The following is a 21,801-nucleotide window of genomic DNA, read 5'->3' as shown; positions in this document are numbered from 1 at the left end:
GCGCCGGGTCCTCAGTGCGGGCGGTCAGCCCCAGTGCGGCGGGCGCTCCTCCAGCAGGCGGGCGGTGTCGTCGTCGCCGTCCAGGCGGCCGCCCCAGCCGATGTCGGTGTCGTCGCTGGTCTGGTCATCGAGCACCGGCAGCCCCTCGTCGAAGAGGTCCACCGGACGCAGGTCATCCGGCCCGTCAGTCACGACCACATTTTAGAGGGCCGACCGGCCCGATCGCGCAGGCGCATAGCACGGCAGGCGCATACGCCAATTGGACCGGGGATTCGATAACACCCCCGGAACTGTACTTCCGTCGTTACTTTGGGCTGATCTCGCGATCCTGGTATCAAACCCGGTTGAGGGTGAACCACTCCGAGTGGTACAGGACCAAACCGCTGAGCGATCTGTGACACGGTGGTCGCGAATGGTAGTGAAATCCTGCTTGTATGGCAGTGGTAGCTCCCCGCCCCCTGTTGGGAGCCTCGCTTCTGTTGTTCGTCAGTGCCGCCTGGGGGTCGGCGTTTCCACTGATGAAGGATCTGATCATCAGAATGCCGGTGACCGACCTGCTCACCGAGCGTTACGGCCTGGCCGCCCTGGTCCTGCTCGCGATCAGGCCCCGGTGCCTGCGCGGGCTGCCGGGGGCGGCCTGGTCACGGGGGGTCCTGCTGGGCGTGCTGTTCGGGGTGGGCCAGATCGCGCAGGCCGTGGCCCTGCACAGCCTTCCCTCCTCGGTGTCCGGCTTCGCGGTCGGCTGCAACGTCGTGATGACGCCCGTGCTCGGCCTGATCCTGCTGCGAATGCGCGTGTCCCGGCGGGTCTGGGTGGCGGTCGCCCTGTCGGCCGCCGCGATGTGCGTCTTCACGCTGCTCCAGGGCGTCGAGGGCAGCGGTGTCTCGGCCCTCGCGCTGTCGGGGACCTTGTTCGCCGCCGCCCTGTACGCCGCGCACACTCTGGTGCTCGGGCAGACGTCCACCGACCGTCCGGCCGACAGTTACGCCATCGCGGTAATCCAGCTCGCGACGATCGCCGTCATGACCGGGGTGCTTTCGGTGCCGGGTGGTCTGACCCTTCCGGGCAGTCCGGCCGACTGGGCGGTGCTCGGCCACCTCGCCGTGGTCTCCTGCGCGCTGGGATTCCTGGCCAGGACGTACGGCCAGGCGCACGTGCGCGCCGTACCGGCCGCGGTCCTGCTGTCCTCCCAGCCGCTGTGGGTCGCGGTGCTTTCGGTGCTCGCGTACGGCGAGGCGGTGACGCTGAGCGTCGTCATGGGCGGGGCCATGGTCGCCATCGCCATGCTGCTGGTCGTGGTGCCGGGCAGGGGCGAGGACGACGAGCCGGACACCGATGCCGCGGAGTCGCGCGTGACGCTGCTGCGCGCCCGGCGGGTGGCCTCACAGCGGCTCCGGTCCCTCCAGTCCTTCCCGCCGCACCCCGACGAGGGTGCCGATGAGACCGCGGGCGACCAGCCCGGGCGGCCGGGCCCGCAGGGGACCTCGCCCATGCCGGGCGGTCCGGCATGGGACGGCGCGGGCGACATCGGCGGCCCGCGCCTTCCGCGCCCGCGCGGCGCGCCGGGCACGGACGGCGCGGGCCTGCCCCGCGCGCCCGGAGCCGCGGGCGACACGTCCTCCACCCCGGCCGGCGGCGACGGGCCCGCCCCGGCGGAGGGGCCGGTGGACCAGGTCGTCCAGCACGCCATCGAGGTGGTCAGGCAGCGCACCGCCCGCGACCTGATCGAGCGGTACGCCCCGCTGGCCATCGTCGTGGACATCCCCAACCTTGGCGATCACCTCGAAGCCGGGGCCACCGCGCTGGAACCCCTCCAGGTCCTGCCCGACGGCGACGCGCTGGACCTGGACCGGCTCACGCCCGCCGACCCGGACGCCCTGTGAAACCCGGCGCCTCACCGCCGCGCGGACGGGAAGCGCGCCACGAATCTCGCGCCGCGCGGACTGTCCTCGACGGTCAGCGATCCGCCGTGCTCCTCGGCGATCTCCCTGGCGATCGGCAGTCCGAGGCCGGTGCCCCCGGCGTCCCTGCTGCGCGCGGCGTCCAGCCGGGTGAACCGCTGGAACACCACCTCCCGCTGGTCGGCCGGGATGCCGGTGCCGTCGTCCAGGACTTCGAGCACCGCGTGGCCGTCCCGGTCGCCGACCACCACGCAGATCTCCGTCCCTGCGTGCCGCTCGGCGTTGTCCACCAGGTTGGTCAGCAGCCGGGCCAGCCGCAGCCGGTCGCCGAGCACCTCGACGCCGTCCTGCAGCTTGCGCACCACGCGGACGCGCCGCCAGCGCCGGTCCAGCTCGCCGCGCACCAGTTCCGACAGGTCCAGCCGGTCCCGCCGTGAGGGCGCGCCCGCGTCCAGCCTGGCCAGCATGAGCAGGTCGCTGACCAGCGCCTCCAGTCGTTCCAGGCTGCCGAGTTGGGCGCGGGCCAGGGAGATCCAGTCGGTGTCGCCGGGGTGCAGCAGCGCGTCCTCGACCTGCGTGCGCATCGCGGTGATCGGGCTGCGCAGGTCGTGGGAGGCGTCGGAGGCGAATCTCCGCTGCTTCTCCACCTGGGTCTCCAGGCGGTCCAGGGTGCGGTTCACGCTCTCGGCGAGGCGGCGGATCTCGTCCTGGTACGGCGGCACGGGCACCCGCCGCCCCAGGTCGGTGGCGCTGATCTCGTCGAGTTCGGATCTGATCGCATCGACAGGGGCCAGCGTCTTGCCGATCACGCGGTAGGTGCCCGTGGTGGTCACCAGCAGGAGCAGCAGCGCCCCGCCGAGGAGCATCGCGGAGAACAGCGGACTGACGTACCACGGCACGTCGTGGTCGGCCCCGTACACCAGCCAGTCGCCCTCCGGCTGGTGCACCCGGAAGCTCATCACCAGCATGCACTCGCCCACGTAGCCGGGGACGTCGCAGCGCAGCCGCAGGGCGCGCACCTCGTCCTCGGTCGGCTCGAAGTCGGCCATCCTGGGCGCGCCCGCCATCTCGGGGGTCGCGGCCAGGACCCGCCCGCGCGCGTTCACCACCTGTACGGCGGGCACCTCCAGCCCGGTCAGCGTCGGGGTCAGCCGGCCCTCCCGCAGCAGGTGGACCACCTTGATGGACGCCCCGGCGATCTCGTCGGTGCGGTCGCCCGTGGCGAGGTCGCGCACCCCGATCAGGGCCACCGCGATCCCCGCGGCGCAGATGAGTCCCATCACGAGACCGGCGCCGAGAGCCAGTCGTGTCCTGATGGACCATCTGTGCCTTCTGCTCACCCGAGCCCCCGGTAATCAGGTGATCACACTAGGGGTATGTTGCTCGGAGTCAGGGAGATTCACCGCTAACCGGGAGTAAAACTCCGGTTTGGTGGTGTAGGTGGAGAAGATCCCTTTCGCTGGTCAGGGCCGCACGGATGTCCGCCGGGCGATTCGCCCGCTGCCTCGTGCCCGGCTTCGGGTATATCTAGGAGCGCGACGCACATCCGCACCACGAGTGGGCCAGGAGCGGGCCACGACCGGGCGCACGACCGGCCGGCCCGTACCGCGAGCACCGCGCACGCCGCGCGCCGAGCCGCTGGAGCTGCGAGTCATGGGCGACATAACCGGTCTTACAGGCTTTTATCGCATCGCCGCCGCCGACCCCGGCCGTCGTGCCGTGATCGACCAGGACGGCACCGTCACCACGTACGGCGAACTGCTGGCCCTGGTCAACGCGGTCACCCACGGGCTGCGGGCCCGTGGCGCCCGCCACGGCGACGTGGTCGCCGGGGTGCTGCCCAACGGTGTGGACGCGCTGGCCATGCCGCTCGCCATCTGCCAGACGGGCATGCACTACGTCCCGGTCAACTGGCACCTCACCACCGGCGAGCTGGCGTACATCCTGCGCGACTGCGGCGCGGGGATCGTCGTCACGGCCGGGCCGTACGCGCCCGCCGTACGCGCGGGTGCCGCCGAGGGCGCGGAGGTCGCGCTGGGCGCGGCGGCGCTCGCCCACGGCATGCCGTCCGGCACGCCGCCCGACCGGAGGAGCGGGGCCATGCTCTGGTACACCTCCGGCACCACCGGAGTGCCCAAGGGCGTGCAGCGCGTCCTGCGCGACGGCGAGCCGGAGGAGAACGTCGCGCGGCACCTGCGGTTCTTCGGCGCGGTGTGCGACCTGCGGCCCGGTGACGCCGTACACCTGGTCACCGCCCCCATCTACCACTCCGCGCCTTCCGCGCACTCGTTCTTCGCCCTGCACATGGGGCACACCGTGGTGATCGCGCCGCACTTCGACCCCGAGCGGGTGCTCGGCCTGATCGAGGAGCACCGCGTCACCAACACACTGATGGTGCCGACGATGTTCCACCGGCTGCTACGCCTGCCCGAGGCGGTCCGCGCGAAGTACGACGTGTCCTCACTGGCACAGGTGGTGCACACCGGGGCGGCCTGCCCGGTGCCGGTGAAGCAGGCGATCATGGACTGGCTGGGGCCGGTGGTCTACGAGTACTACGGCACCACCGAGTCGGCCATTCCCTTCGCCGTCAAGCCCGCCGAGTGGCTGGCCAGGCCCGGCACGGTGGGCAGGCCCACGCCCACGTTCGAGGCCAGGATCCTCGACGACGACGGCCGCGAACTCCCGCCCGGCGAGCCCGGCCTGGTCTACGTCCGCTCCTCGGGCAACCGGTTCCAGTACCGCGACGACCCGGCCGGCACCGCGGCCCGGATGCGCGGCGACTGGTACACCCCCGGCGACATCGGCTATCTCGACCCCGACGGCTACCTGTTCCTGTGCGACCGCCGTACCGACCTGATCGTCTCCGGCGGCGTGAACATCTACCCGGCCGAGGTCGAGGCGGCCCTGATCACCCACCCGGCCGTCGCCGACGTGGCGGTGATCGGCGTACCGGACGAGGAGTGGGGCCACAACGTGGTCGCCCTGGTGCAGCCCGCGCTGGAGGCCGAACCCGGCTCCGACCTGGCCGCGGCCCTGCTCGCGCACTGCGAGCCGCGGATCGCCCGGTTCAAGCGGCCCAAACTGATCGAATTCGTCACCGCGCTGCCGCGCACGCCCACCGGCAAGCTGTCCAGGGGCCGGGTCAGGGACGACTACCTGGCCGCCGCCCGGCCAGCACGGCACTGATCAGCTCGCGGACCAGCGCGCTGCGGCCGGGCATCTCGGCCACCACCACGTGCTCGTGGTCGGCGTGCGCGCCGCCGCCCACCGCGCCCAGGCCGTCCAGCGTCGGGCAGCCGATCCCCGCGGTGAAGTTGCCGTCGGAGCCGCCGCCCACCGCCGTGCCGGTCAGCGGCCCGATGCCCAGGTCGGCGGCGATCTCGCAGGCCAGCTCGAACAGCCCGGCCGAGGACGCCGGTTCCAGCGGCGGCCGGTTGGGGCCGCCGATCAGTTCCAGCCTGGCCCCGGGCAGCCTGGGGGTGAGGCCACGCATCCGCTCGTCCACCCGGTCCTGGGCGGCCTGGTCGGGCACCCGCACATCGACCCTGATGCGGGCGGCGGCGGGCACGGTGTTCGGGCTGGTGCCCGCGCTGAGCAGGGTCGGCGTGATGGTCGTCGCGCCCTCCGCCAGCCCGGCGATGGCGATGACCTGGTGGGCCAGCTCGATGCCCGCGTTGACGCCCAGCTCGGGTTCCAGGCCCGCGTGCGCGGCCTTGCCATGCACCACCAGCTCATAGCGGGAGACCCCTTTGCGGGCGGTCTTCAGCGCGCCGCCGTCCGCGCTGGCCTCCAGCACGAACGCGGCGGCCAGGCCCCGGGCGCAGTCCTCGATGAGCGGGCGCGAGGTCGGCGAGCCCAGCTCCTCATCACCGGTGACCAGCAGCGTCACGCCGTCCAGCGACGGCAGCGCGGCCAGCGCGTGGAACGCCTGCACCAGCCCCGACTTCATGTCGAACACGCCCGGCCCGCGGGCCACCCCGCCGGTGACCGACCAGGGGTGCGTGGTCAGGGTGCCGATCGGCCACACGGTGTCGTGATGGCCGAGCACCAGCACCCGGGGGACGCCGAAGGCCCACTTCAGGTGCGCGACCCCGTCGATGACGATGGTCTCCGGCCGGCTCCCGAGCATCCGGGTGCCCTGGGCGGCGACCGTGTCGGCGCTGCGCGCGACCGCCGCCAGGTCGGCCGAGAAGGATTCGCACAGCACGAGTTCTCTCAGATCGGCCAGCATGTCCGCCAGCATCGCGTCGGGTGCCTCCCTCGCCGTGACCTCCGGATGATCTCCGGCCGCTGGGATGACGTTACCCCTGGGCGGGCCCGAAGAGGTACGCCCCGGGTCGCGGCGCGCGGGTCAGCCGCCGGTACAGCGACGCGGTGCCCGGCCAGTTGTTGGTCACCCGGCCCGACGCCGTGCGGTACCAGCTCTGGCAGCCGCTCTGCCAGACCATCTCGCCCAGCGCCCGGTCCAGCCGGGCCCGCCAGGCGTCCATCGCCTCCCGCCGCAGCTCCATGTGCCCGTGCCTGCGGATATAGGGCAGGCAGGCCAGCACGTAGCGCACCTGGCACTCGATCATGAAGATGATCGAGTTGTGGCCGAGGTTGGTGTTGGGGCCGTAGAGCAGGAACAGGTTGGGAAAGCCGGGGAGCGCCATGCCGAGGTACGCCTCCGCGCCGTCCCGCCAGCGCTCGGCCAGGGCGATGCCGTCGCGGCCGGTGACCCGGACGGGGGCCAGGAAGTCGGTCGCGTGGAATCCGGTGGCGTAGATGATCGTGTCGTGGCGGCGCGGCGGGCCCTGCCCGGTCTGCACCCCGTGCCGGGTGACGCAGGTGATCGGGTCGGTCACCACCTCGACGTTGCCGCGGGTCAGCGCGGGGTAGAAGGCGCTGTCGATGACGATCCTGCGGCAGCCGATCCGGTGGGCGGGGGTCAGCTTGGCGCGCAGCGCCGGATCGGGCACCTGGCGGGCGAGGTGGGACAGCGCGAGGCCGCGTACCTGGCCGGCGCTCCAGCCGTCCTCGCGCAGCGCGGGGTAGAGCGCGGTCTCGGCCTTGCGGTAGATCCATCCGCGGTAGGCGCGGCGCAGGAAGGGCAGGTGGCGCAGGGCGAGCCGGGCGGGCGCGGCGAAGGTGACGTCCGGCTTGGGGATCACCCAGTTCGGGGTGCGCTGAAAGACGTCGAGGCGGGCGGCGAGCGCGGCGACGTGCGGGATGAACTGCGCGGCGGACGAACCGGTGCCGATCACCGCGACGTCGCGGCCGGTGAGGTCGTGGCCGTGGTCCCAGCGGGCGGAGTGGAAGCTTGTGCCCGCGAAGTCGGGGATGCCGGGGATGTCGGGCAGGCGGGGGCGGTTGAGCTGGCCGACGCTCATCACCATGACGTCGTAGGCGTCAGTGCGCTCGGTGTCGCCGTGGCGGGTGGTGACGTGCCACCGGCCGCCGGCGTGGCGGGCGGCGATGACCTCGGTGTTGAAGCGGATATTTCTTCTGACGTCGTATTTGTCAGCGCAGTGCTCTAGATAGGCGAGGATTTCGGCTTGGTCGGGATATCGGCGCGTCCACGAGTGGTACTTCTCGAATGAGTAGGAGTACAAATGGGAGGGAATGTCGCAGCCCGCGCCCGGATAGGTGTTGTCCCGCCAGGTGCCGCCCACCCGGTCCGCCTTCTCATATACGGTGAACGACGAGATCCCCGCCGCGCGCAGCCTGATGGCCATGCACAGCCCGCCGAAACCGGCGCCTACGATCGCGACCGTGGGCATACCCCGCCCTCCTGTGCCCTCCCGTGTCAGGATGCGCTTCCAGTATGAACGCCCGGTAGGGTGCGCAACGTGCCAGGAGGAACGCTTGCCGCCGTGGTCGCGGAGATCGAGTCGATGTACGAGCCCGGATGGGCCGAGTCGTGGGACGCCGTGGGGCTGGTCTGCGGTGATCCGGAGGCGGTCGTAGGGAAGATCCTGTTCGCCGTCGATCCGGTCGCCGTCGTCGCGGCCGAGGCGCTGGACTGGCGGGCCGACCTCATCGTCGTCCATCACCCCCTCTACCTGCGCGGCACCACCAGCGTCGCGGCCACCACGGCCAAGGGCCGCCTCGTGCACACGCTGATCGGCAACGGCATCGCGCTCTACACCGCCCACACCAACGCCGACGTCGCCGACCCCGGCGTCTCCGACGCGCTGGCCCGCGCGGTCGGCCTGACCGGCGATCTCGTCCCGCTGTCGCCCGCGCCCGGCGACCCGCGCCGGGGACTTGGCCGGATCGGCAGCCTGTCCGCGCCGATGACCCTCGCCGCGTTCGCCGAACGCGCCGCGCGCGGCCTGCCCCGTACCGCCTGGGGCGTGCGCGTCGCCGGAGACCCCGATCGGATCCTGCACAAGGTCGCGGTGAGCGGCGGCGCCGGTGACTCCCTGCTCGGTACGGCCCGCGCCGCCGGAGTCGACGCCTTCCTCACCGCCGACCTGCGGCATCACCCGGCCGGGGAGTTCGTCGAGGAGGGCGGCCCGGCGCTGCTGGACGCGGCCCACTGGGCCACCGAGTGGCCGTGGCTGGCCGATGCCGCCGCCCGGCTCGCGTCCCGGCTGGCCGCTCGGGGGATTACTGTTGAGACGCGCGTTTCCGCCACGGTCACGGACGCCTGGACCACAACAGCACAGTGCGAGGATACGAAGTGAAAGCAGCCCCGGAAGCCCAGAAGCGACTGCTCCAGCTCGCGGAGCTCGACTCCGTCCTCGACCGGCTGGCTCATCGCCGCCGCACCCTGCCCGAGCTGGCCGAGATCGACGAGGCCGCGGCCCGCCAGGCCCGCCTCACCACCCAGGTGATCACCGCCGAGACCGAGGCGAGCGACCTCGCCCGCGACCAGGCCAAGGCCGAGCGCGACGTCGACGCGGTGCGCAGCCGGGCCGAGCGCGACCAGCAGCGCCTGGACTCGGGGCAGGTCGGTTCGCCCAAGGAGCTGGCCGGTCTGCAGTCGGAGATCGCCTCACTGCGGCGCAGGCAGAGCGACCTCGAAGAGGTCGTCCTTGAGATCATGGAACGCCGGGAGGGCTCCGACGCCAAGGCCGCCACGCTCGGCGCCGAACGCGACGAGGCCGCCGCCGTCCGCGCCGCCGCGGAGGAGCGCCGCGACGCCGCCTTCGCCGAGATCGACAAGGACCACGCGGAGAACGCCGGCAAGCGCGCGGGCGTCGCCGGTGAGATCCCGGCCGACCTGCTCGCCCTGTACGAGAAGCTGCGCGGCCAGTACGGCGTGGGCGCCGCGATGCTGCACGGCGGGCGATGCCAGGGCTGCAAGGTGTCGCTGTCCATCGCCGACCTCAACCGGATCAGGTCCGCCGCCGCCGACGAGGTCGTCCGCTGCGAGGAGTGCCGCCGCATCCTCGTCCGCACCGCAGAGTCCGGGCTGTGACCACCGGCCCCTTCATCATCGAGGCCGACGGCGGCTCGCGCGGCAACCCCGGCCCGGCCGGTTACGGAGCCGTGGTGAAGACCGGCGGCGGCCGGATCGTGGCCGAGACGGCCGAGTCGATCGGCGTCGCGACCAACAACGTCGCCGAGTACCGCGGCCTGATCGCCGGGCTCGGCAGCGTGCTGGCGCACGGCGGCGAGGGCGCGGCGGTCGAGGTACGCATGGACTCCAAGCTGGTCATCGAGCAGATGGCCGGACGCTGGAAGGTCAAGAACGAGGGGCTGCGCCCGCTCGCCATCGAGGCGGCGGGCCTCGCCCGCCGCCTCCGCGTCACCTGGACCTGGATCCCCCGCGAACGCAACACCCATGCCGACCGCCTCGCCAACGAGGCCATGGACGCCGCCGCCGAGGGCCTGACCTGGACCGCCACGGCAACCCCCACCGAGCCCGCCCCTGACGACGGCCTCTTCCCCGCCGACGGCCACGGCCAACGGTCCGCCGCTCCTTCCGGCAAGGCCGCTCCTTCCGGTGAAGCCGCCCCTTCGGGCAAGGTCGCCCCAGACGACGGCCTCTTCCCCGCGGACGGCACCGACCCGCTGGCCGCGGCCCCCTCCGGCCAGGCCAAGGGGACCGGCTGGCGGGGGCCGGTCACCGCCGCCACCACGCTCCTGCTGTTGCGGCACGGCGAGACCCCGCTGTCGGCCGAGCGCCGCTTCTCCGGCGTCGGCGACCCCGAGCTGACCCCCACGGGCGTCGCCCAGGCCGAGGCGGCGGCGGCACGACTGGCCCGCAAGCCGTACGACATCGACGTGATCGTGACCTCGCCCCTGACCAGGGCCCGCGCCACCGCCGACATCGTCGCCGCACGCGTCGGCGCGCCGGTCATCGTGGACGACGGGTTGCGCGAGACCGACTTCGGCGCGTGGGAGGGCAGCACGTTCACCGAGGTCCAGCGCAACTGGCCGGACGACCTCACCACCTGGCTGGCCGATCCCGCCGCCGCCCCGCCCGGCGGGGAGAGCTTCGAGTCCGTCTCCGATCGTGTCCAGGACGCCTTGGAACGCCTGCTCGCCGACCACGCGCGCAAGACGATCCTCGTCGTCTCCCACGTCACCCCGATCAAGACCTTCCTGCGCCTCGCCCTCGCCGCCCCGCCCGCCGCCCTCTACCGCATGCACCTCGACCTGGCCTGCCTGTCGGCGATCGAGTACTACGCGGACGGCCCGGCCGTGGTGAAGTCCCTCAACGACACCGCGCACCTGTCCTGAAACAACCGATAAGCTGAAGGACACGGCGGACGAGCCGGCCGGGCGGCCGCGTCGGGCCCCTTTCAACGGGGGCCCGCCGAGGAAGGTCCGGGCTCCACAGGGCAGGGTGATCGGTAACACCGACCCGGGGCGACCCGCGGGAAAGTGCCACAGAAAGCAGACCGCCTCCCGGCCTGCCGGGAGGTAAGGGTGAAAGGGTGGTGTAAGAGACCACCAGCGCCCACGGTGACGTGGGCGGCTCGGTAAACCCCACCTGGAGCAAGGTCAAGAAGGGGACGGCCCGAAAGGACCGCCTCCGCGCGCGGCGCCCGAGGGCGGCCCGCCCGAGCCGCGCGGGTAGACCGCTTGAGGCCGTCGGCAACGACGGCCCTAGATGGATGGCCGCCGCCCGCCCTCCGGGCGGGCACAGAACCCGGCCTACAGGCCGACTCGTCCGCCTTCCCTGCCCCTGACCTGCGTCGAAACCCTTGAGCAGGGAGCTTGAAGCCCCCGAGAGGGCACATTCAGCTGAGTCAGAGCGCGGCGGCGAAGGCGTTGCCCAGCCCCGCCCACGCCCCCTCGGACGCCTCCGGGACTCGTAGTGGCGAAGGTGTACAGCAGGTCATGGAACGTCATGCCCACCGGCACCCCGGCCGCGAGGATCGCGGGCTTGAGGATGTCGGCGTTGAAGTGGTCGCGCCGGATCAGGTTGCCGCACGTCGTCCGGAACAGCGCGTCCTCCGACTTACGCCGGTCGATGTGCCCGGCCAGGGCATCTCGATAATGGTTAGTAATACAAACCATATCAAGCGCCGAAGTAAACCGAAGCGCCCGCTTGTGGCGCTGAAGCGGTCGGCTTGGGTTGTGACCTATTTGGGGCCAGCCGTTGAACCGTTCATAGATGCGTTCCTCCAGCGACTGGTGCCCGATGAGTTGTGGGAGTTGTTCCAGCGGGTGGTTCCGCCGGCGCTCGCCCGGCCGCGAGGTGGCGGACGGCGGCGGGTCGATGGTCGTTCGGTCCCTGCGGCGATCGTGTGCGTGGCCGCCGCCGGTCTTCGGCGCCTCCTGGTGGACGGTGAACCGTCGTTTCGCCGAGCGGAGCACCGCCCGGGTGTGGCCCAAGCTGTACCGGATCTTGCTCGATGAGTTAAGTAATTCGTAATACCAACTATATCTCAACTTCATTGGGAATCCCAACCATGTCAACTAGCATGAGCGCATGACCTCCGAGGACTCCGTGGACGCGCTCGTCGACGCCCTGATACGCAACACCTTCCAGGTGACGGCCGTACTCACCCGGATCAGCGCCGAGCACGACCTGTCCCTCACGCAGCTACGGGTGCTCGGCATCCTGCGCGACCGGCGTCCCCGGGTGACCGAACTGGCCGCGTACCTGGGCCTCGACAAATCGACGATGTCCGGCCTGATCGACCGCGCCGAACGCCGGGGCCTCCTGGCCCGGGGCAAGAACCCGCACGACGGCCGTGCCGTCGATGTGTTCCTGACTCCCGCCGGCCACGAACTCACGCAACGGCTGTTCGTCGAGTGCCGGCACACCCTCGCGCCCGCGACCGACCGGCTGCGACCTGAGCAGCGCGCACAACTCCTCGAACTGCTCGAAGTCCTCCTGGAGCCGGCCGACGCGGATTAGGAGCGTCTTCTGGATCTGCCGCTCGTTGTGAGGTTGGAACCGCATCCGCCGGCGGGCCGGTCACCGGCAGGTGATCGAAGCGATCGCATGGAAGTGCCGCACCGGGTCGCCAGGGCCGGACCTGCCGAGCGGGTTCGGGTCGTGGGAAGGCGCCTGTACCCGGTTGAGGCGGTGGTCGATCGACGGGACCTGGCAACTTGGCTCGCATGAGTAATGGGAAGGATCGTATCCCGCGGAGTGGTGGAATCTTCCCGTGGTCTGGACTGGCCGACTTGGCGGCACGGCACCCGAGGCGGCGCGCCGGTTCACTCGCTCTGCGTCCCAGAGCCCGGCCTGAGAGGCTGACCCGTCCTCCTTGAGCGTCCCCCGGCCGGGCACTTTCCGGGCGGCCCTGAGCGATCGCGTGTTTGCGTGAGCAGCGGGAGCGCGCCGGTTCGCCTGCCCCGCGTCCTTGAGCCCCACCCGGAGGCCGGCCCGTCCGGCTTACCTGGCCCTGGCCGGACACTTTCCGAAGCGTTCCAAGATCAGGGCGCGTTTGCCGTTGTTGGTGGGAGTGCGTCGGTTCGCTCGCCTAGCGTCCTGGAGCGCGGCCTGCGGGGCGGTCCAGCCGGGTCAGCCGGTTCGGCTTTCGGGGTGTAGGCCGAGGGCGGGGAGGATGGCCTGGTCGACGATGGCGGTGAGGTAGTCGTCGTCGGGTGGCGTGCTCGTGTCGATCAGGTGTTTGACGACCAGGGCCTCGCCGAGGTCGAGGACGACCGGGGTGAGCAGGTGGGCGGGGAAGTGGCCGCGGTCGGCGTAGTGGCGGAGCACGGTCTTGGTGAAGGTGCCGCCGCGTTGGGCGAAGACCTGTTCGAACAGCGGCTGGGAGAGCTGCGCGACCCCCTTGGGGTCGGTGAGGATGGACGCGACCGCGCGGCCCGCCGGGCTGAGTGCCCAGGTGACCATGAGCTTGAGTGAGCGCACGAGGTCTCCGCGCAGGTCGTCGGATCCGGGGGTGGGCTCCTCGACCGGGTGCATGTGGTAGAGCGCGTCGAGCAGTACTTCGACGGGGCCGGACCAGCGGCGGTACAGCGTCGTGCGGGCCGTCGCCGCCCGTTTGGCGATGCCGTCCATTGTCAGGCGGCCGATGCCGACGTCGGCCACCTCCTCCAGCACCGACGTGTGGATGGCGTCGATCAGTTCCTCGCGGGGACGCCGGTTTCGTGCGCTCACCTTCACCCCTTGCTTTAGCTACACGACTGTAGCTATCTTTGTTGATAGCTACAGTCGTGTATCTATCACCAAGGGGACAGCCATGTCCATTTCTCCCCCCGCCGCACCGCCATCTCCGTCGCCGCCACAGGCCGTGCCGGTCGGCCGCCGCGCGCTCGCCCCCGACCTCGCGCGGGGCGTGATGCTGCTGCTCATCGCGGTCGCCCACGCGCACATGTACCTGGCGGGGCACCCCAGCGGCTTCCGCGGCTACACGCTGGACGGCGGCCTGCTCGACCGGCTGGTGGCCGGGGTCCAGATACTTCTGGTGGACGGCCGGGCGCTGCCGATGTTCGCCGCCCTGTTCGGCTACGGCCTGGTGCGGCTGGCCGACCGTCAGCTCGCCGCCGGGCGGGACTGGCGGGAGGTGCGGCGGTTGCTGCGGGCCCGTAGCCGGTGGCTGCTGGCCTTCGGCTTCTGCCATGCCGCCCTGTTGTTCTTCGGCGACATCCTGGGCGCGTACGGCCTGGTGGGTCTGGTTTTGGTCGGGTTCATCCGGCGGCGCGAGCGCGCCCTGCTATGGGCGGCCGGTGTCGGCCTCGTCCTGCACGTCGTGGTCTTGGCGCTGTTCGGGCTGGCCACCGTGTCCGCCGCCAAGGGTGACACGCCCGCCGCGATGGCCGACCCGGTCCAGGCCGCCGTGTCCCGGCTGGTGGGCTGGGCGGCGATGACGCCGACCTACTTCGCGATGAGCGTCGTGTCGGCCTTCCTGCTCGGGATGTGGGCGGCCCGCCGCCGCGTGCTGGAGGAGCCCGGCGCGCATCGCGCGCTGCTGACCCGGACCGCGACGGTCGGCACGGTCGTCTCGCTGGTGGGTGCCGTCCCGCTGGCACTGATCGACACGCGGCTGTGGGCCCCGGCGGAGGCGGTCTCCATCTCGGCGTACGTGCTGCACAGCCTGACCGGCATCGCCGGTGGCCTGGCCTACGCGGCGCTGGCCGGGCTCCTCGCCGCCCGCCTGGAGCGCGGTCCGGTGGTCCGGGCCCTGGTGGCGTGCGGTCAGTGGTCGCTGACCTGCTACCTGCTCCAGTCGGTGGCGTTCGTCGTGATCTTCACCCCATACCTCGGCGGGCTGGCCACCCGCGTCGGCGACGCGGCGGCGTCCGGCCTGGCCCTCCTGACCTGGCTCGGCACCGTCCTCCTCGCCGCCGCACTGTCCCGGAACGGCCGCCGCGGCCCCGCCGAGACCGCGCTGCGCCGCCTGACCTACAGGCGTTCCCGTTGACCGGCCACCGGCGGCGCGGTCCGGTACACACTGCGGATCGCCGCCACCTCCGGATGCGCCCGCAACTCCGGCAAACCGGACGCCATCGCCGCGAGTTCGCGCTTCACCCGGGAGGCGACGCCACCGCCCAGGACGTACCGAGTGGGGGAGTACGCCCGCCCGGCCCCCTCCAGCAACCGCAGCGCACCCCTGCTGGTGAGGCCCGTGTGCCTCAGATCGAGATACACGAGCCGATGCCGACCCCCGGACACCACGGCGGCGATCCGCGCCGCCGCCCGCTCATCCACCCGGTTGTCCACGGCCCCCAAATGCCCGGCCGCCTTGACCCGCCCCAGATCCAGCCGGATTCGAACCGGCGTCCTCCTCTATGCGAAAGAGGCGCGACGACCACTGCGCTACGGGCTGCACTGTCGGGCAATTTATCGCTGTTGCGGAATTTGTGCCGCTGATTTATCGCCTCGTTCCGGGTTGGGGTGCGGGGGTGAGTACGGCGATGTGCGGGTGGGCGCCGGACAGGCTCACGTGCTGGACGTGGGCGGGGAGCAGGCCGTGGGCGATGGCCGAGGCCAGTTCGGCGGTGTCGGGGATCAGGACCACGGCGCGGCCGTCCGGGCGCAGTAGCCGCCGGATCTCCGGCCACAGCGCCGACGGTGTGCGGGCCAGGCGTCCGCGTGGCGGGACCTGGCCGCCCCACGGGGGGTTGGCGAGTAGCCGGTCCACGCTCCCGTCCGGCAGGGGGAGGGCAGCGGCGTCGGCGGGCTCGAAGAGCGGTCCGCTGAGCCCTGCGTTGGGGCGCGGCGCTGTGAACTTCAGGCTGTATCCGCGCGGGTGGGTCGCCGTGGGGGTCGGGCGGCCGAGCCCGGCGGCCGAGGCGTTGGCGCGGGCGGCGCGCAGGGCGTCGGGGTTCAGGTCGTATCCGCGCGGTACCGCCTCGGGCTGGAGCCGGGCCGCCTCGATGAGCAGTGTGCCGGCGCCGCAGCAGGGATCGGCCACCAGGTCGCCCGGCCGGATGTCGGCCAGCCGGGCCATCGCCGCCGCCACCGGCGGGTGCAGCGTCCCCGGTACGGTGTGCCGCTTGTAGGCGCGCCGGTGCAGGGGGCGCGGCGCGACCCGCAGCATCAGTGTGGCGTCGGTGCCGTCGAGGGTGAGCCGCCACGCGCCGTATCCCGGCGGCGGGGGCGTGCCGTCCCGCCGCGAGTGGTACGGCAGGCCCAGCCGTACGGCCAGCGCCGCGCCCGCGGCGTCCTCCAGGTCGTACCTGCTGAAGTTGCGCCTGCCCAGGAACGACGCCGACACCTCCACGCCCGCGTGCCCCGCGGTGTCGATGCCTGCGATCTGCTCGGCCAGCCGGGTGAGTGCGCCCAGCGCCTCCCGGCCGCGCCCGATGTCGGGCATCGTGGCGGCGAGCAGGAAGGCGTCGTCCGCCGTACGCAGAGCGGTCGAACCGGCCACAGAACCGGTGAACCGGACCTCACGGTGCCCGATCCACGTGACGGTGCCCAGGCGTTCGCCCAGCACCTCGCGGGCCACCGCGGTCTCCAGCCCGCTCACACAACGCGCCACCAGGCGCGCGGCCGTCACCGTACGGCCACGACACCGGGACGCGGTACATCGAGAAGACGCGTGTGATCACGCATGAGTCGTTCTTCTCCCACGTCGCGACTCGGGACGGCACAACGCCGCCCCGCATCACCGGCGACGGGATCGCCTCGTCTCGCCGGCGGGTCGTCAACGTCGGAAGTTGAACGTCATGGCATGACCGTACCAGTAAACCGGCCTCAGGCGGTGGGCCAGGAGGCGAGGAGGCGGGGGCGAGGGTGTCGGGCGTGCGTTCCACCGTGACGGGCAGCGGAGTCAGCTCCGTGGAGGTCGGCCGTGGTGAATGTGACGGGTTCGGCCCTGGGGTGGGGGAGCGGTGTGCCAGGAGGGGAGGGGGTGCGCTTTGTCATGCTGGTCAGCAGGGGCGGCGGTGTATCGGGTACGGAGTCGGCTCCGTGGGGGGCGGCCGTGGTGGACGGGTCGGGTTCGGCCCGGGGGTGGGGGATCAGGCCGGGGAGGAGGAGTCGGGGATCGGTTCGTCGGCTGAAGGGTCCGTGTTGGAGGCGCAGTGGTGCTGGGGGTGAGGTCGGCAAGGGCATCGTCGGGCTAGGTGTGTGATCAACCTGGTGTGGAGGAGTAGGGGAGCGATACGCCGGTTCAAGCCTGTCGTAGGGATTGGGAGGGGGTGTGTCTCGGGCGCGATCAGTGTTGCGAGCAGCAGGCCCCCGGGGGGCCTGTCGTGGTGGTCAGCGGGAGCGGGAGCGGCGGCGGGTCAGGAGGATGATCAGGCCGGTGAGGAGGAGTAGGGCGACGGGGACGCCCACCCAAGCCAGAGGGCCTGCGTCGGTGAGTGTGCTGGACGTGTCTGCCGCTGGGGCGGGGGATCGTGGCGGGGTGGGGGTGCGGGGGGTGCTGGGTGGGGCGGCGGTGGCGTAGGCCGGGCCCGGTTCGGGGGTGCCCGTCACTGAGATGTCGAGGGCGATCTCGATCGGTGGGGCGGACTCGGGCAGGTCGGGGCGGCTGCCGTACTTGATCGCGATGTAGTACCAGCCGGGGAGGGCCTGGCCTCTGGCGGCGGTGAGTTCGCGGTTGAGGTAGCGGACCGGGCGGATGGCCAGTGCGTCGCGGTCGGCGGGAAGCCGGGCGGCGCGCCCGTCGTACCAGAGGATGCCGGACTGGGCGATCAGCGCGCGGGCCGGGCCGTACGCGGAGGTCTTGGTGAGCAGCCGCGAACCTGGAGCGTCGCCCGACGGCAGCCCGACCCGGTACGCCAGACCCTGTCCCCAGTCCAGGCGCACCCGGTAGAAGACGTACTCACCGGGGTAGAGCGTGTCGGCGTACCGCCCCGAGCCGTCGAGCGTGCCCGCAGTGGCGAACGACCCGCCGCCGGTCACCTTGGCCGGCTCGCCCTCGTCGGCGGGCTCGGCGAAGGCGGCCTCGGAGCCGCGCGCGGGCCCTGGGTCGGCGCTCACCGGCGGCTCCAGGCCGACCTGTAACTCCAGCCAGACCGGTTCGCCGGGGCCGGAGTCGCGCTCCACCACGAGGGTGAACCGCCCTGGGCGGTCGCACGGCCCGCCCTCGGCCGGGTCGGCGGAGACCTGCCAGGTGCGCGCGAGCGGGATCACGGGGTCGCCGGTGGCGCTGTGGCCGGTGTCGTTCCAGGCGCACCGCGTGCCGTCCGGCGCGTAGCGGGCCAGGGTGAGCGTTTCCCTGGCGGGTGAGGTCGGGGGGAAGACGCCGGTCGCGGTGAACCGCGCGGTGTTCCCGGCGGGGACGTCGATCGCGTAGTGCCTGGACCGGCCGGGGGCGATCTCGTCCAGGTGGTCGCCCGGCCGCAGCGGCGCGGCGTCGCCGGGCCCTTCGCCTCCGGTGACGGGGGTGCCGGTCGGCTCGTAGTTGCGCAGCGCGATGCCCGTCACGCGGTTCAGGGCGGGAGCGAGGTCGTCGGCTTCGGCGGCGTCGGTGTAGGAGCCGCCGGTCTGGCGGGCGACGCAGGAGAGCTGTTTGCGCGCGGTGGCGTCCACGTCGAAGCCGATCGTGTGTACGCGCAGGTCGGCGCCCTCACCGGCAAGTTCCTCCGCGACCTCGCAGGGGTCGGGCGGGGCGCAGGTGTCCTCGCCGTCGGAGACGAGGACGATCGAGCGCGGCCCCTCGGTGGGCAGCGCGCCCGCGGCGGTCCGCAGGGCGCGACCGATCGGGGTGTAGCCGCGCGGCTCGACGCGGTCGGCGGTGGCGACCAGCTCCGCGCCGGGGGTGCCGACCTCGTGCAGGATCTTCACGTCCCGGCAGCCGGCCGGTTTGTCGGCGGCGGTGTTGCCGGTGCCCGTGCCGTACACGGCCAGGCCGACCCGGGCGTCGGCGGGCAGGCCGTCCACCACGGTGTGCACGGCACGACGGGCCGCCGCCATCTTGCTGCGCCCGTCCGCCGACGTCTGCGCCATCGACCCGGACGCGTCCAGCACCAGCATCACCGGCGCCAGCTCCACCGCGCGGGCCGTTCCCACGGCGCCTGCCCTGCTCGCGGTAGCGGAAGCACCCGTTGTGCCGGTTCTGCCCGCAGCGCCGAGTACGCCTGCCGCGCCCGGTAAGCCCAGGGCCGCCGCGGTAACGGCCTTGCCGTCCGTACGGTCCACGTCTGGTGTGCCCGCTGTTGTACCAGTTGTCTCTGTAGTGTCGGGTACGCCTGCTGCGCCGGGGCCATCCGCCGCAGCCGGTCTGCTGGGGATGGTCGCGCTGAGGGTCCTGCCTGTCGTGCGGTCCGCGTCTGGCGTGCCCTTGGTAGTACCCGTCGTGCCGGTTTTGTCTGCCGTTTCAGCAGTGGCGAGTACGCCTGCTGCGCTGGCGGCATCTGCCGTAGTGACGGTCGTGTCTATCGTGCCATCCGCGTCTGGCGTGCCGGTGGTAGTGGGAGCACCCGTCGTGCCCGTTCTGCCCGTCGTGTCGGGGGCATCTGCCGTAGCCGGTCTGTGGGGGGTGGCCGGGGTGAGGGTGGTCCGGCCTGCCGTACGGTCCGCGTCTGCTGTGGCCGCGGTGGAAGGTGTACCCGTTGTAGCCGCTGTTCGGGCACTGCCCGGTAGGCCAGATAAGCGGGCGGCATCTGCCGCAGCCGGTCTGTCCGAGGCGAGGGTCCTGCCGTTCGTACGGTCCGCGGCTGGTGGGCCGGTGGTGGCGGGAGTACTTGTTGTGCCGGTTCCGCCCGCTGTTTGAGTGGCGAGTACGGCTGCGTGGGCGGTGGCCGGGGGTTGGAGCATGGCCGTCGCGGCCAGTGTGATGAGCGCCGCCGTGAGGCGGTGGATCGCAAGGCGCATCGCCGGTCCCCCTCGTCTCCCATGTAAGTAAAGCGAGACGTGCGGATCACGGCCAGTGGTTGCGGTGATCCGGCCGGTCAGGGTTTGTGGGCGACGCCCGCGGCGAGGACCCAGGCGGGTTGTGCCGTGGCGGGGGCGGTGTCGTCGTCCGGCCGCCAGTCCTCGACCGGGACCAGGCCCGGATCGACCAGTTCGAAGCCCTCGAAGAAGTCCAGGACGGCGCTTCTCGGGCGCGGCGTGAGCGGGCTGCCCGCGTTCTGGAAGCCGCGCCGGGCCGCGTTCATGATCAGGGCGGGTGACTCGTCGGTGGTGTGCGAGATGACCAGGTGGCTGCCGGGGGCGAGCGCGTCGCGCAGCCGCCGCACTATGGCGGCGGGGTCCTCGCGGTCGGCGACGAAGTGCAGTACGGCCGCCAGCAGTACGCACACCGGCCGGTCGAAGTCGATCAGGGCCCGGGTCTCGGCGTGGCAAAGGATCTCGTCCGGGCGGCGCAAATCTTGGTTGATCATGGTGACCTGCGGGCTGGTGGCCAGCAGCGCCTGGCCGTGCACGACCACCACGGGGTCGTGGTCCACGTACACCACCCGGGACTCCGGCGCCGCCCGTAAGGCGACCTGGTGGACGTTCTCCCTGGTGGGAAGGCCCGCGCCGATGTCCAGGAACTGACGTACGCCCGCCTCGACGGCCGCGTACCTGACCGCCCGCCTGATGAAGGCGCGGTTGGCGCGGGCGGTGAACGGCGCGGACGGGTTCGCCTCGATCATGCGCTGCGCCGCGGCGCGGTCGGCGGCGAAGTTGTCCTTGCCGCCGAGCATGTAGTCGTAGATGCGTGCGCTGTTGGGGAAGCTGCTGTCGACCCTGGGCAGCGGGGTTGCGGCCATCAGACTCCCTCGCCGCGGCAGGTATGGGACGGACGGTGAAGAATCGATCTTAGAGCGATTCTTCCGACTTGTCCTCCGTGCCGCTCGCCGCCTCCGCCGCCGTCCCGCCCCGGCCGTCCGGGGGTAGGGGGCCGGAGCGGGACGGTCCTGAGATTAGGCCGCGGCCGGGCCCCTGTCCGCGTCCTTCTGCACACTCAAGTCAGACGAGGGCGTGCTCACGCCGTACCGCGAACCTGGCCGCCACGCCCAGCACCGCGAGCCCGGCCAGCGTGACGCCCGCCCCCGCCCAGATGGGCGAGGTGAACCCGAGCCCGGCGCCGATGGTCACGCCGCCCAGCCAGGCCCCGAGCGCGTTGCCCAGGTTGAAGGCGGCGATGTTGGCACCCGAGGCCAGTGTCTCCGCCCGCCCGGCGTAGTTCATGATCCGCATCTGCAGACCCGGTACGGTGGCGAAGCCGAAGGCGCCCATCAGCGCCAGCGACACGACCGTCATCACCTGGCTCGTCGCCGTCAGCGCGAACACCGTCAGCACCACGGTCAGCGCGGTGAGCACGACCGCCAGGGTCGGGTCCGGCCGCCAGCGGTCGGCCGCCCGGCCGCCGAGCAGGTTACCGGCGAACAGCCCGACGCCGAAGAGCACCAGCAGCCAGGGCACCGCGCTCGCTGCGAATCCGCTGACCTCGGTCAGTGTGAAGGCGATGTAGGTGAACGCGCCGAACATGCCCCCGTAGCCGAGGACCGTCAGCAGCAGCGAGAACCACACCTGCGAATGAGCGAAGGCCGCGACCTCCTCGCGCAGCCGCACCGGAGCGGTCTCGGCGCGCGGACGCGGGACGAGCACGGCGACGCCCGCCATCGCCACGACGCCGATGACCGTGATCACCCAGAACGTGGCCCGCCAGCCGAACTGCTGGCCGATGAACGTGCCGAACGGCACGCCGAGCACGTTCGACGTGGTCAGCCCGGCGAACATCATGGCGATGGCCCCGGCCTTGCGCTCCGGGGCGACCAGGCTCGCCGCGACCACCGACCCCACGCCGAAGAACGCCCCGTGTGCCAGCGCCGCGACGATCCGCCCGGCCAGCATGACCTCGTACCCGGAGGCCAGGGCGGAGAGCATGTTCCCCGCGATGAACAGGCCCATCAGGCCCAGCAGCACCCGTTTGCGGTCGGCGCGGGCGACCGCGGCGGTCAGCCCGACGCCGCCGGCGACCACGGTGAGCGCGTACCCGGAGATGAGCCAGCCGGCGACCGGCTCGGTGACCCCGAAGTCGGCGGCGACCTCGGGCAGCAGTCCCATGATGACGAATTCGGTGAGGCCGATGCCGAAGCCCCCGATGGCGATGGCGAGCAGGCCGAGCGGCATGCGTGCGACCGTCCTTCCAGTCTGAAG

General features: G+C 72.1%; 18 protein-coding genes, 1 other RNA gene and 1 pseudogene. 10 read left to right on the top strand and 10 right to left on the bottom strand.

Translation table 11 applies throughout. From position 1 onward, the window contains the following. Positions 1–24 precede the first annotated feature (24 nt). The gene (locus tag DP939_RS46950; protein ID WP_199565137.1) at positions 25–192 is read right to left on the bottom strand and encodes a hypothetical protein; all 168 of its coding nucleotides are present in this window, start codon (positions 190–192) and stop codon (positions 25–27) included. Between the two features lie 242 nt (positions 193–434). On the opposite strand from DP939_RS46950, the gene DP939_RS13220 reads away from it, so the two are divergent. Beyond that, positions 435–1,883 carry an EamA family transporter gene (locus tag DP939_RS13220; RefSeq protein ID WP_113980951.1) on the top strand — a complete coding sequence of 483 codons (1,449 nt, stop codon included), beginning with the start codon at positions 435–437 and terminating at the stop codon, positions 1,881–1,883. 11 nt (positions 1,884–1,894) lie between these two features. On the opposite strand, the gene DP939_RS13215 is transcribed toward DP939_RS13220, so the two are convergent. Beyond that, positions 1,895–3,181: a sensor histidine kinase gene (locus tag DP939_RS13215; protein WP_113980950.1), complete on the bottom strand. Its 1,287-nt coding sequence runs from the start codon at positions 3,179–3,181 to the stop codon at positions 1,895–1,897. A gap of 373 nt (positions 3,182–3,554) precedes the next feature. On the opposite strand from DP939_RS13215, the gene DP939_RS13210 reads away from it, so the two are divergent. Continuing rightward, positions 3,555–5,087 (top strand): AMP-binding protein, encoded by a 1,533-nt coding sequence (locus tag DP939_RS13210; protein ID WP_113981161.1) that lies wholly within the window; start codon positions 3,555–3,557, stop codon positions 5,085–5,087. On the opposite strand, the gene DP939_RS13205 is transcribed toward DP939_RS13210, so the two are convergent. Together DP939_RS13205 and DP939_RS13200 are read right to left on the bottom strand one after the other, a co-directional pair. Continuing rightward, positions 5,044–6,132 carry a M20 family metallopeptidase gene (locus DP939_RS13205; RefSeq protein WP_113981160.1) on the bottom strand — a complete coding sequence of 363 codons (1,089 nt, stop codon included), beginning with the start codon at positions 6,130–6,132 and terminating at the stop codon, positions 5,044–5,046. The genes DP939_RS13210 and DP939_RS13205 overlap by 44 nt on opposite strands. A 70-nt stretch (positions 6,133–6,202) precedes the next feature. Continuing rightward, positions 6,203–7,660, bottom strand: a complete 1,458-nt coding sequence (locus DP939_RS13200) for a flavin-containing monooxygenase (protein WP_113980949.1) — start codon at positions 7,658–7,660, stop codon at positions 6,203–6,205. 69 nt (positions 7,661–7,729) lie between these two features. Here DP939_RS13200 and DP939_RS13195 point away from each other — a divergent pair, with 69 nt between their 5' ends. The 7 genes and pseudogenes from DP939_RS13195 to DP939_RS49290 all read left to right on the top strand — a co-directional run bounded on the left by DP939_RS13195 (position 7,730) and on the right by DP939_RS49290 (position 12,418). Further along, positions 7,730–8,569 carry a Nif3-like dinuclear metal center hexameric protein gene (locus DP939_RS13195; protein ID WP_113981159.1) on the top strand — a complete coding sequence of 280 codons (840 nt, stop codon included), beginning with the start codon at positions 7,730–7,732 and terminating at the stop codon, positions 8,567–8,569. Continuing rightward, the gene (locus DP939_RS13190) at positions 8,566–9,306 is read left to right on the top strand and encodes a zinc ribbon domain-containing protein (RefSeq protein WP_113980948.1); all 741 of its coding nucleotides are present in this window, start codon (positions 8,566–8,568) and stop codon (positions 9,304–9,306) included. Before DP939_RS13195 ends, DP939_RS13190 begins: the two co-directional genes overlap by 4 nt. Further along, positions 9,303–10,574, top strand: coding sequence for a bifunctional RNase H/acid phosphatase (locus tag DP939_RS13185; RefSeq protein WP_225878221.1), 1,272 nt, complete (start codon positions 9,303–9,305; stop codon positions 10,572–10,574). Before DP939_RS13190 ends, DP939_RS13185 begins: the two co-directional genes overlap by 4 nt. 30 nt (positions 10,575–10,604) lie before the next feature. Beyond that, an RNA gene (gene rnpB, locus DP939_RS13180) (RNase P RNA component class A) lies at positions 10,605–11,010 on the top strand. A 440-nt stretch (positions 11,011–11,450) separates the two neighbouring features. After that, a pseudogene (locus DP939_RS47800) lies at positions 11,451–11,700 on the top strand (IS5/IS1182 family transposase); the annotation flags it as partial. 72 nt (positions 11,701–11,772) lie between these two features. Beyond that, on the top strand, positions 11,773–12,204 hold the full coding sequence (locus DP939_RS13175; protein ID WP_113980947.1) for a MarR family winged helix-turn-helix transcriptional regulator: 432 nt from the start codon (positions 11,773–11,775) through the stop codon (positions 12,202–12,204). A 43-nt stretch (positions 12,205–12,247) separates the two neighbouring features. Further along, positions 12,248–12,418 (top strand): transposase, encoded by a 171-nt coding sequence (locus DP939_RS49290; protein WP_113980946.1) that lies wholly within the window; start codon positions 12,248–12,250, stop codon positions 12,416–12,418. A 398-nt stretch (positions 12,419–12,816) separates the two neighbouring features. Here DP939_RS49290 and DP939_RS13165 read toward each other — a convergent pair whose 3' ends face one another. Continuing rightward, complete coding sequence (locus DP939_RS13165; RefSeq protein ID WP_225878220.1) at positions 12,817–13,416, bottom strand: TetR/AcrR family transcriptional regulator; 600 nt, start codon at positions 13,414–13,416, stop codon at positions 12,817–12,819. 82 nt (positions 13,417–13,498) lie between these two features. Between DP939_RS13165 and DP939_RS13160 the strand changes: the two genes are divergently transcribed. After that, entirely contained in the window at positions 13,499–14,680 is a 1,182-nt protein-coding gene (locus DP939_RS13160) for a DUF418 domain-containing protein (RefSeq protein ID WP_113980944.1), read from the top strand. Here the strand turns inward: DP939_RS13160 and DP939_RS13155 are convergent. The 5 genes from DP939_RS13155 to DP939_RS13130 form a co-directional block, all read right to left on the bottom strand. After that, complete coding sequence (locus DP939_RS13155; RefSeq protein ID WP_113980943.1) at positions 14,662–14,979, bottom strand: hypothetical protein; 318 nt, start codon at positions 14,977–14,979, stop codon at positions 14,662–14,664. The two genes, DP939_RS13160 and DP939_RS13155, sit on opposite strands and share 19 nt — an antisense overlap. Positions 14,980–15,130: 151 nt before the next feature. Then, positions 15,131–16,231, bottom strand: coding sequence for a TRM11 family SAM-dependent methyltransferase (locus tag DP939_RS13145; RefSeq protein WP_199565135.1), 1,101 nt, complete (start codon positions 16,229–16,231; stop codon positions 15,131–15,133). 734 nt (positions 16,232–16,965) lie between these two features. Further along, positions 16,966–18,723 (bottom strand): vWA domain-containing protein, encoded by a 1,758-nt coding sequence (locus DP939_RS13140; RefSeq protein ID WP_158578557.1) that lies wholly within the window; start codon positions 18,721–18,723, stop codon positions 16,966–16,968. Between the two features lie 881 nt (positions 18,724–19,604). Then, positions 19,605–20,408, bottom strand: a complete 804-nt coding sequence (locus tag DP939_RS13135) for an SAM-dependent methyltransferase (RefSeq protein WP_113980940.1) — start codon at positions 20,406–20,408, stop codon at positions 19,605–19,607. Between the two features lie 199 nt (positions 20,409–20,607). Further along, a complete protein-coding gene (locus tag DP939_RS13130) occupies positions 20,608–21,774 on the bottom strand; it encodes an MFS transporter (protein WP_113980939.1) in 1,167 nt (388 codons plus the stop codon). Positions 21,775–21,801 lie beyond the last annotated feature (27 nt).

The organism is Spongiactinospora rosea (genome assembly GCF_003315795.1).
GTDB classification, from domain to species: domain Bacteria; phylum Actinomycetota; class Actinomycetes; order Streptosporangiales; family Streptosporangiaceae; genus Spongiactinospora; species Spongiactinospora rosea.
The sequence above is the reverse complement of the archived record's forward strand: the minus strand, read 5'-3'. Positions and strand labels throughout refer to the sequence as shown.

Excerpts from the sequence above, each read along its gene's own strand:
- DP939_RS13200 (WP_113980949.1), bottom strand. The coding sequence starts at position 7,660 with ATGCCCACGGTCGCGATCGTAGGCGCCGGTTTCGGCGGGCTGTGCATG.
- DP939_RS13210 (WP_113981161.1), top strand. The coding sequence starts at position 3,555 with ATGGGCGACATAACCGGTCTTACAGGCTTTTATCGCATCGCCGCCGCC.
- DP939_RS13205 (WP_113981160.1), bottom strand. The coding sequence starts at position 6,132 with ATGCTGGCCGATCTGAGAGAACTCGTGCTGTGCGAATCCTTCTCGGCC.
- DP939_RS13130 (WP_113980939.1), bottom strand. The coding sequence starts at position 21,774 with ATGCCGCTCGGCCTGCTCGCCATCGCCATCGGGGGCTTCGGCATCGGC.
- DP939_RS13215 (WP_113980950.1), bottom strand. The coding sequence starts at position 3,181 with ATGGGACTCATCTGCGCCGCGGGGATCGCGGTGGCCCTGATCGGGGTG.
- DP939_RS13160 (WP_113980944.1), top strand. The coding sequence starts at position 13,499 with ATGTCCATTTCTCCCCCCGCCGCACCGCCATCTCCGTCGCCGCCACAG.
- DP939_RS13135 (WP_113980940.1), bottom strand. The coding sequence starts at position 20,408 with ATGGCCGCAACCCCGCTGCCCAGGGTCGACAGCAGCTTCCCCAACAGC.
- DP939_RS13220 (WP_113980951.1), top strand. The coding sequence starts at position 435 with ATGGCAGTGGTAGCTCCCCGCCCCCTGTTGGGAGCCTCGCTTCTGTTG.
- DP939_RS13175 (WP_113980947.1), top strand. The coding sequence starts at position 11,773 with ATGACCTCCGAGGACTCCGTGGACGCGCTCGTCGACGCCCTGATACGC.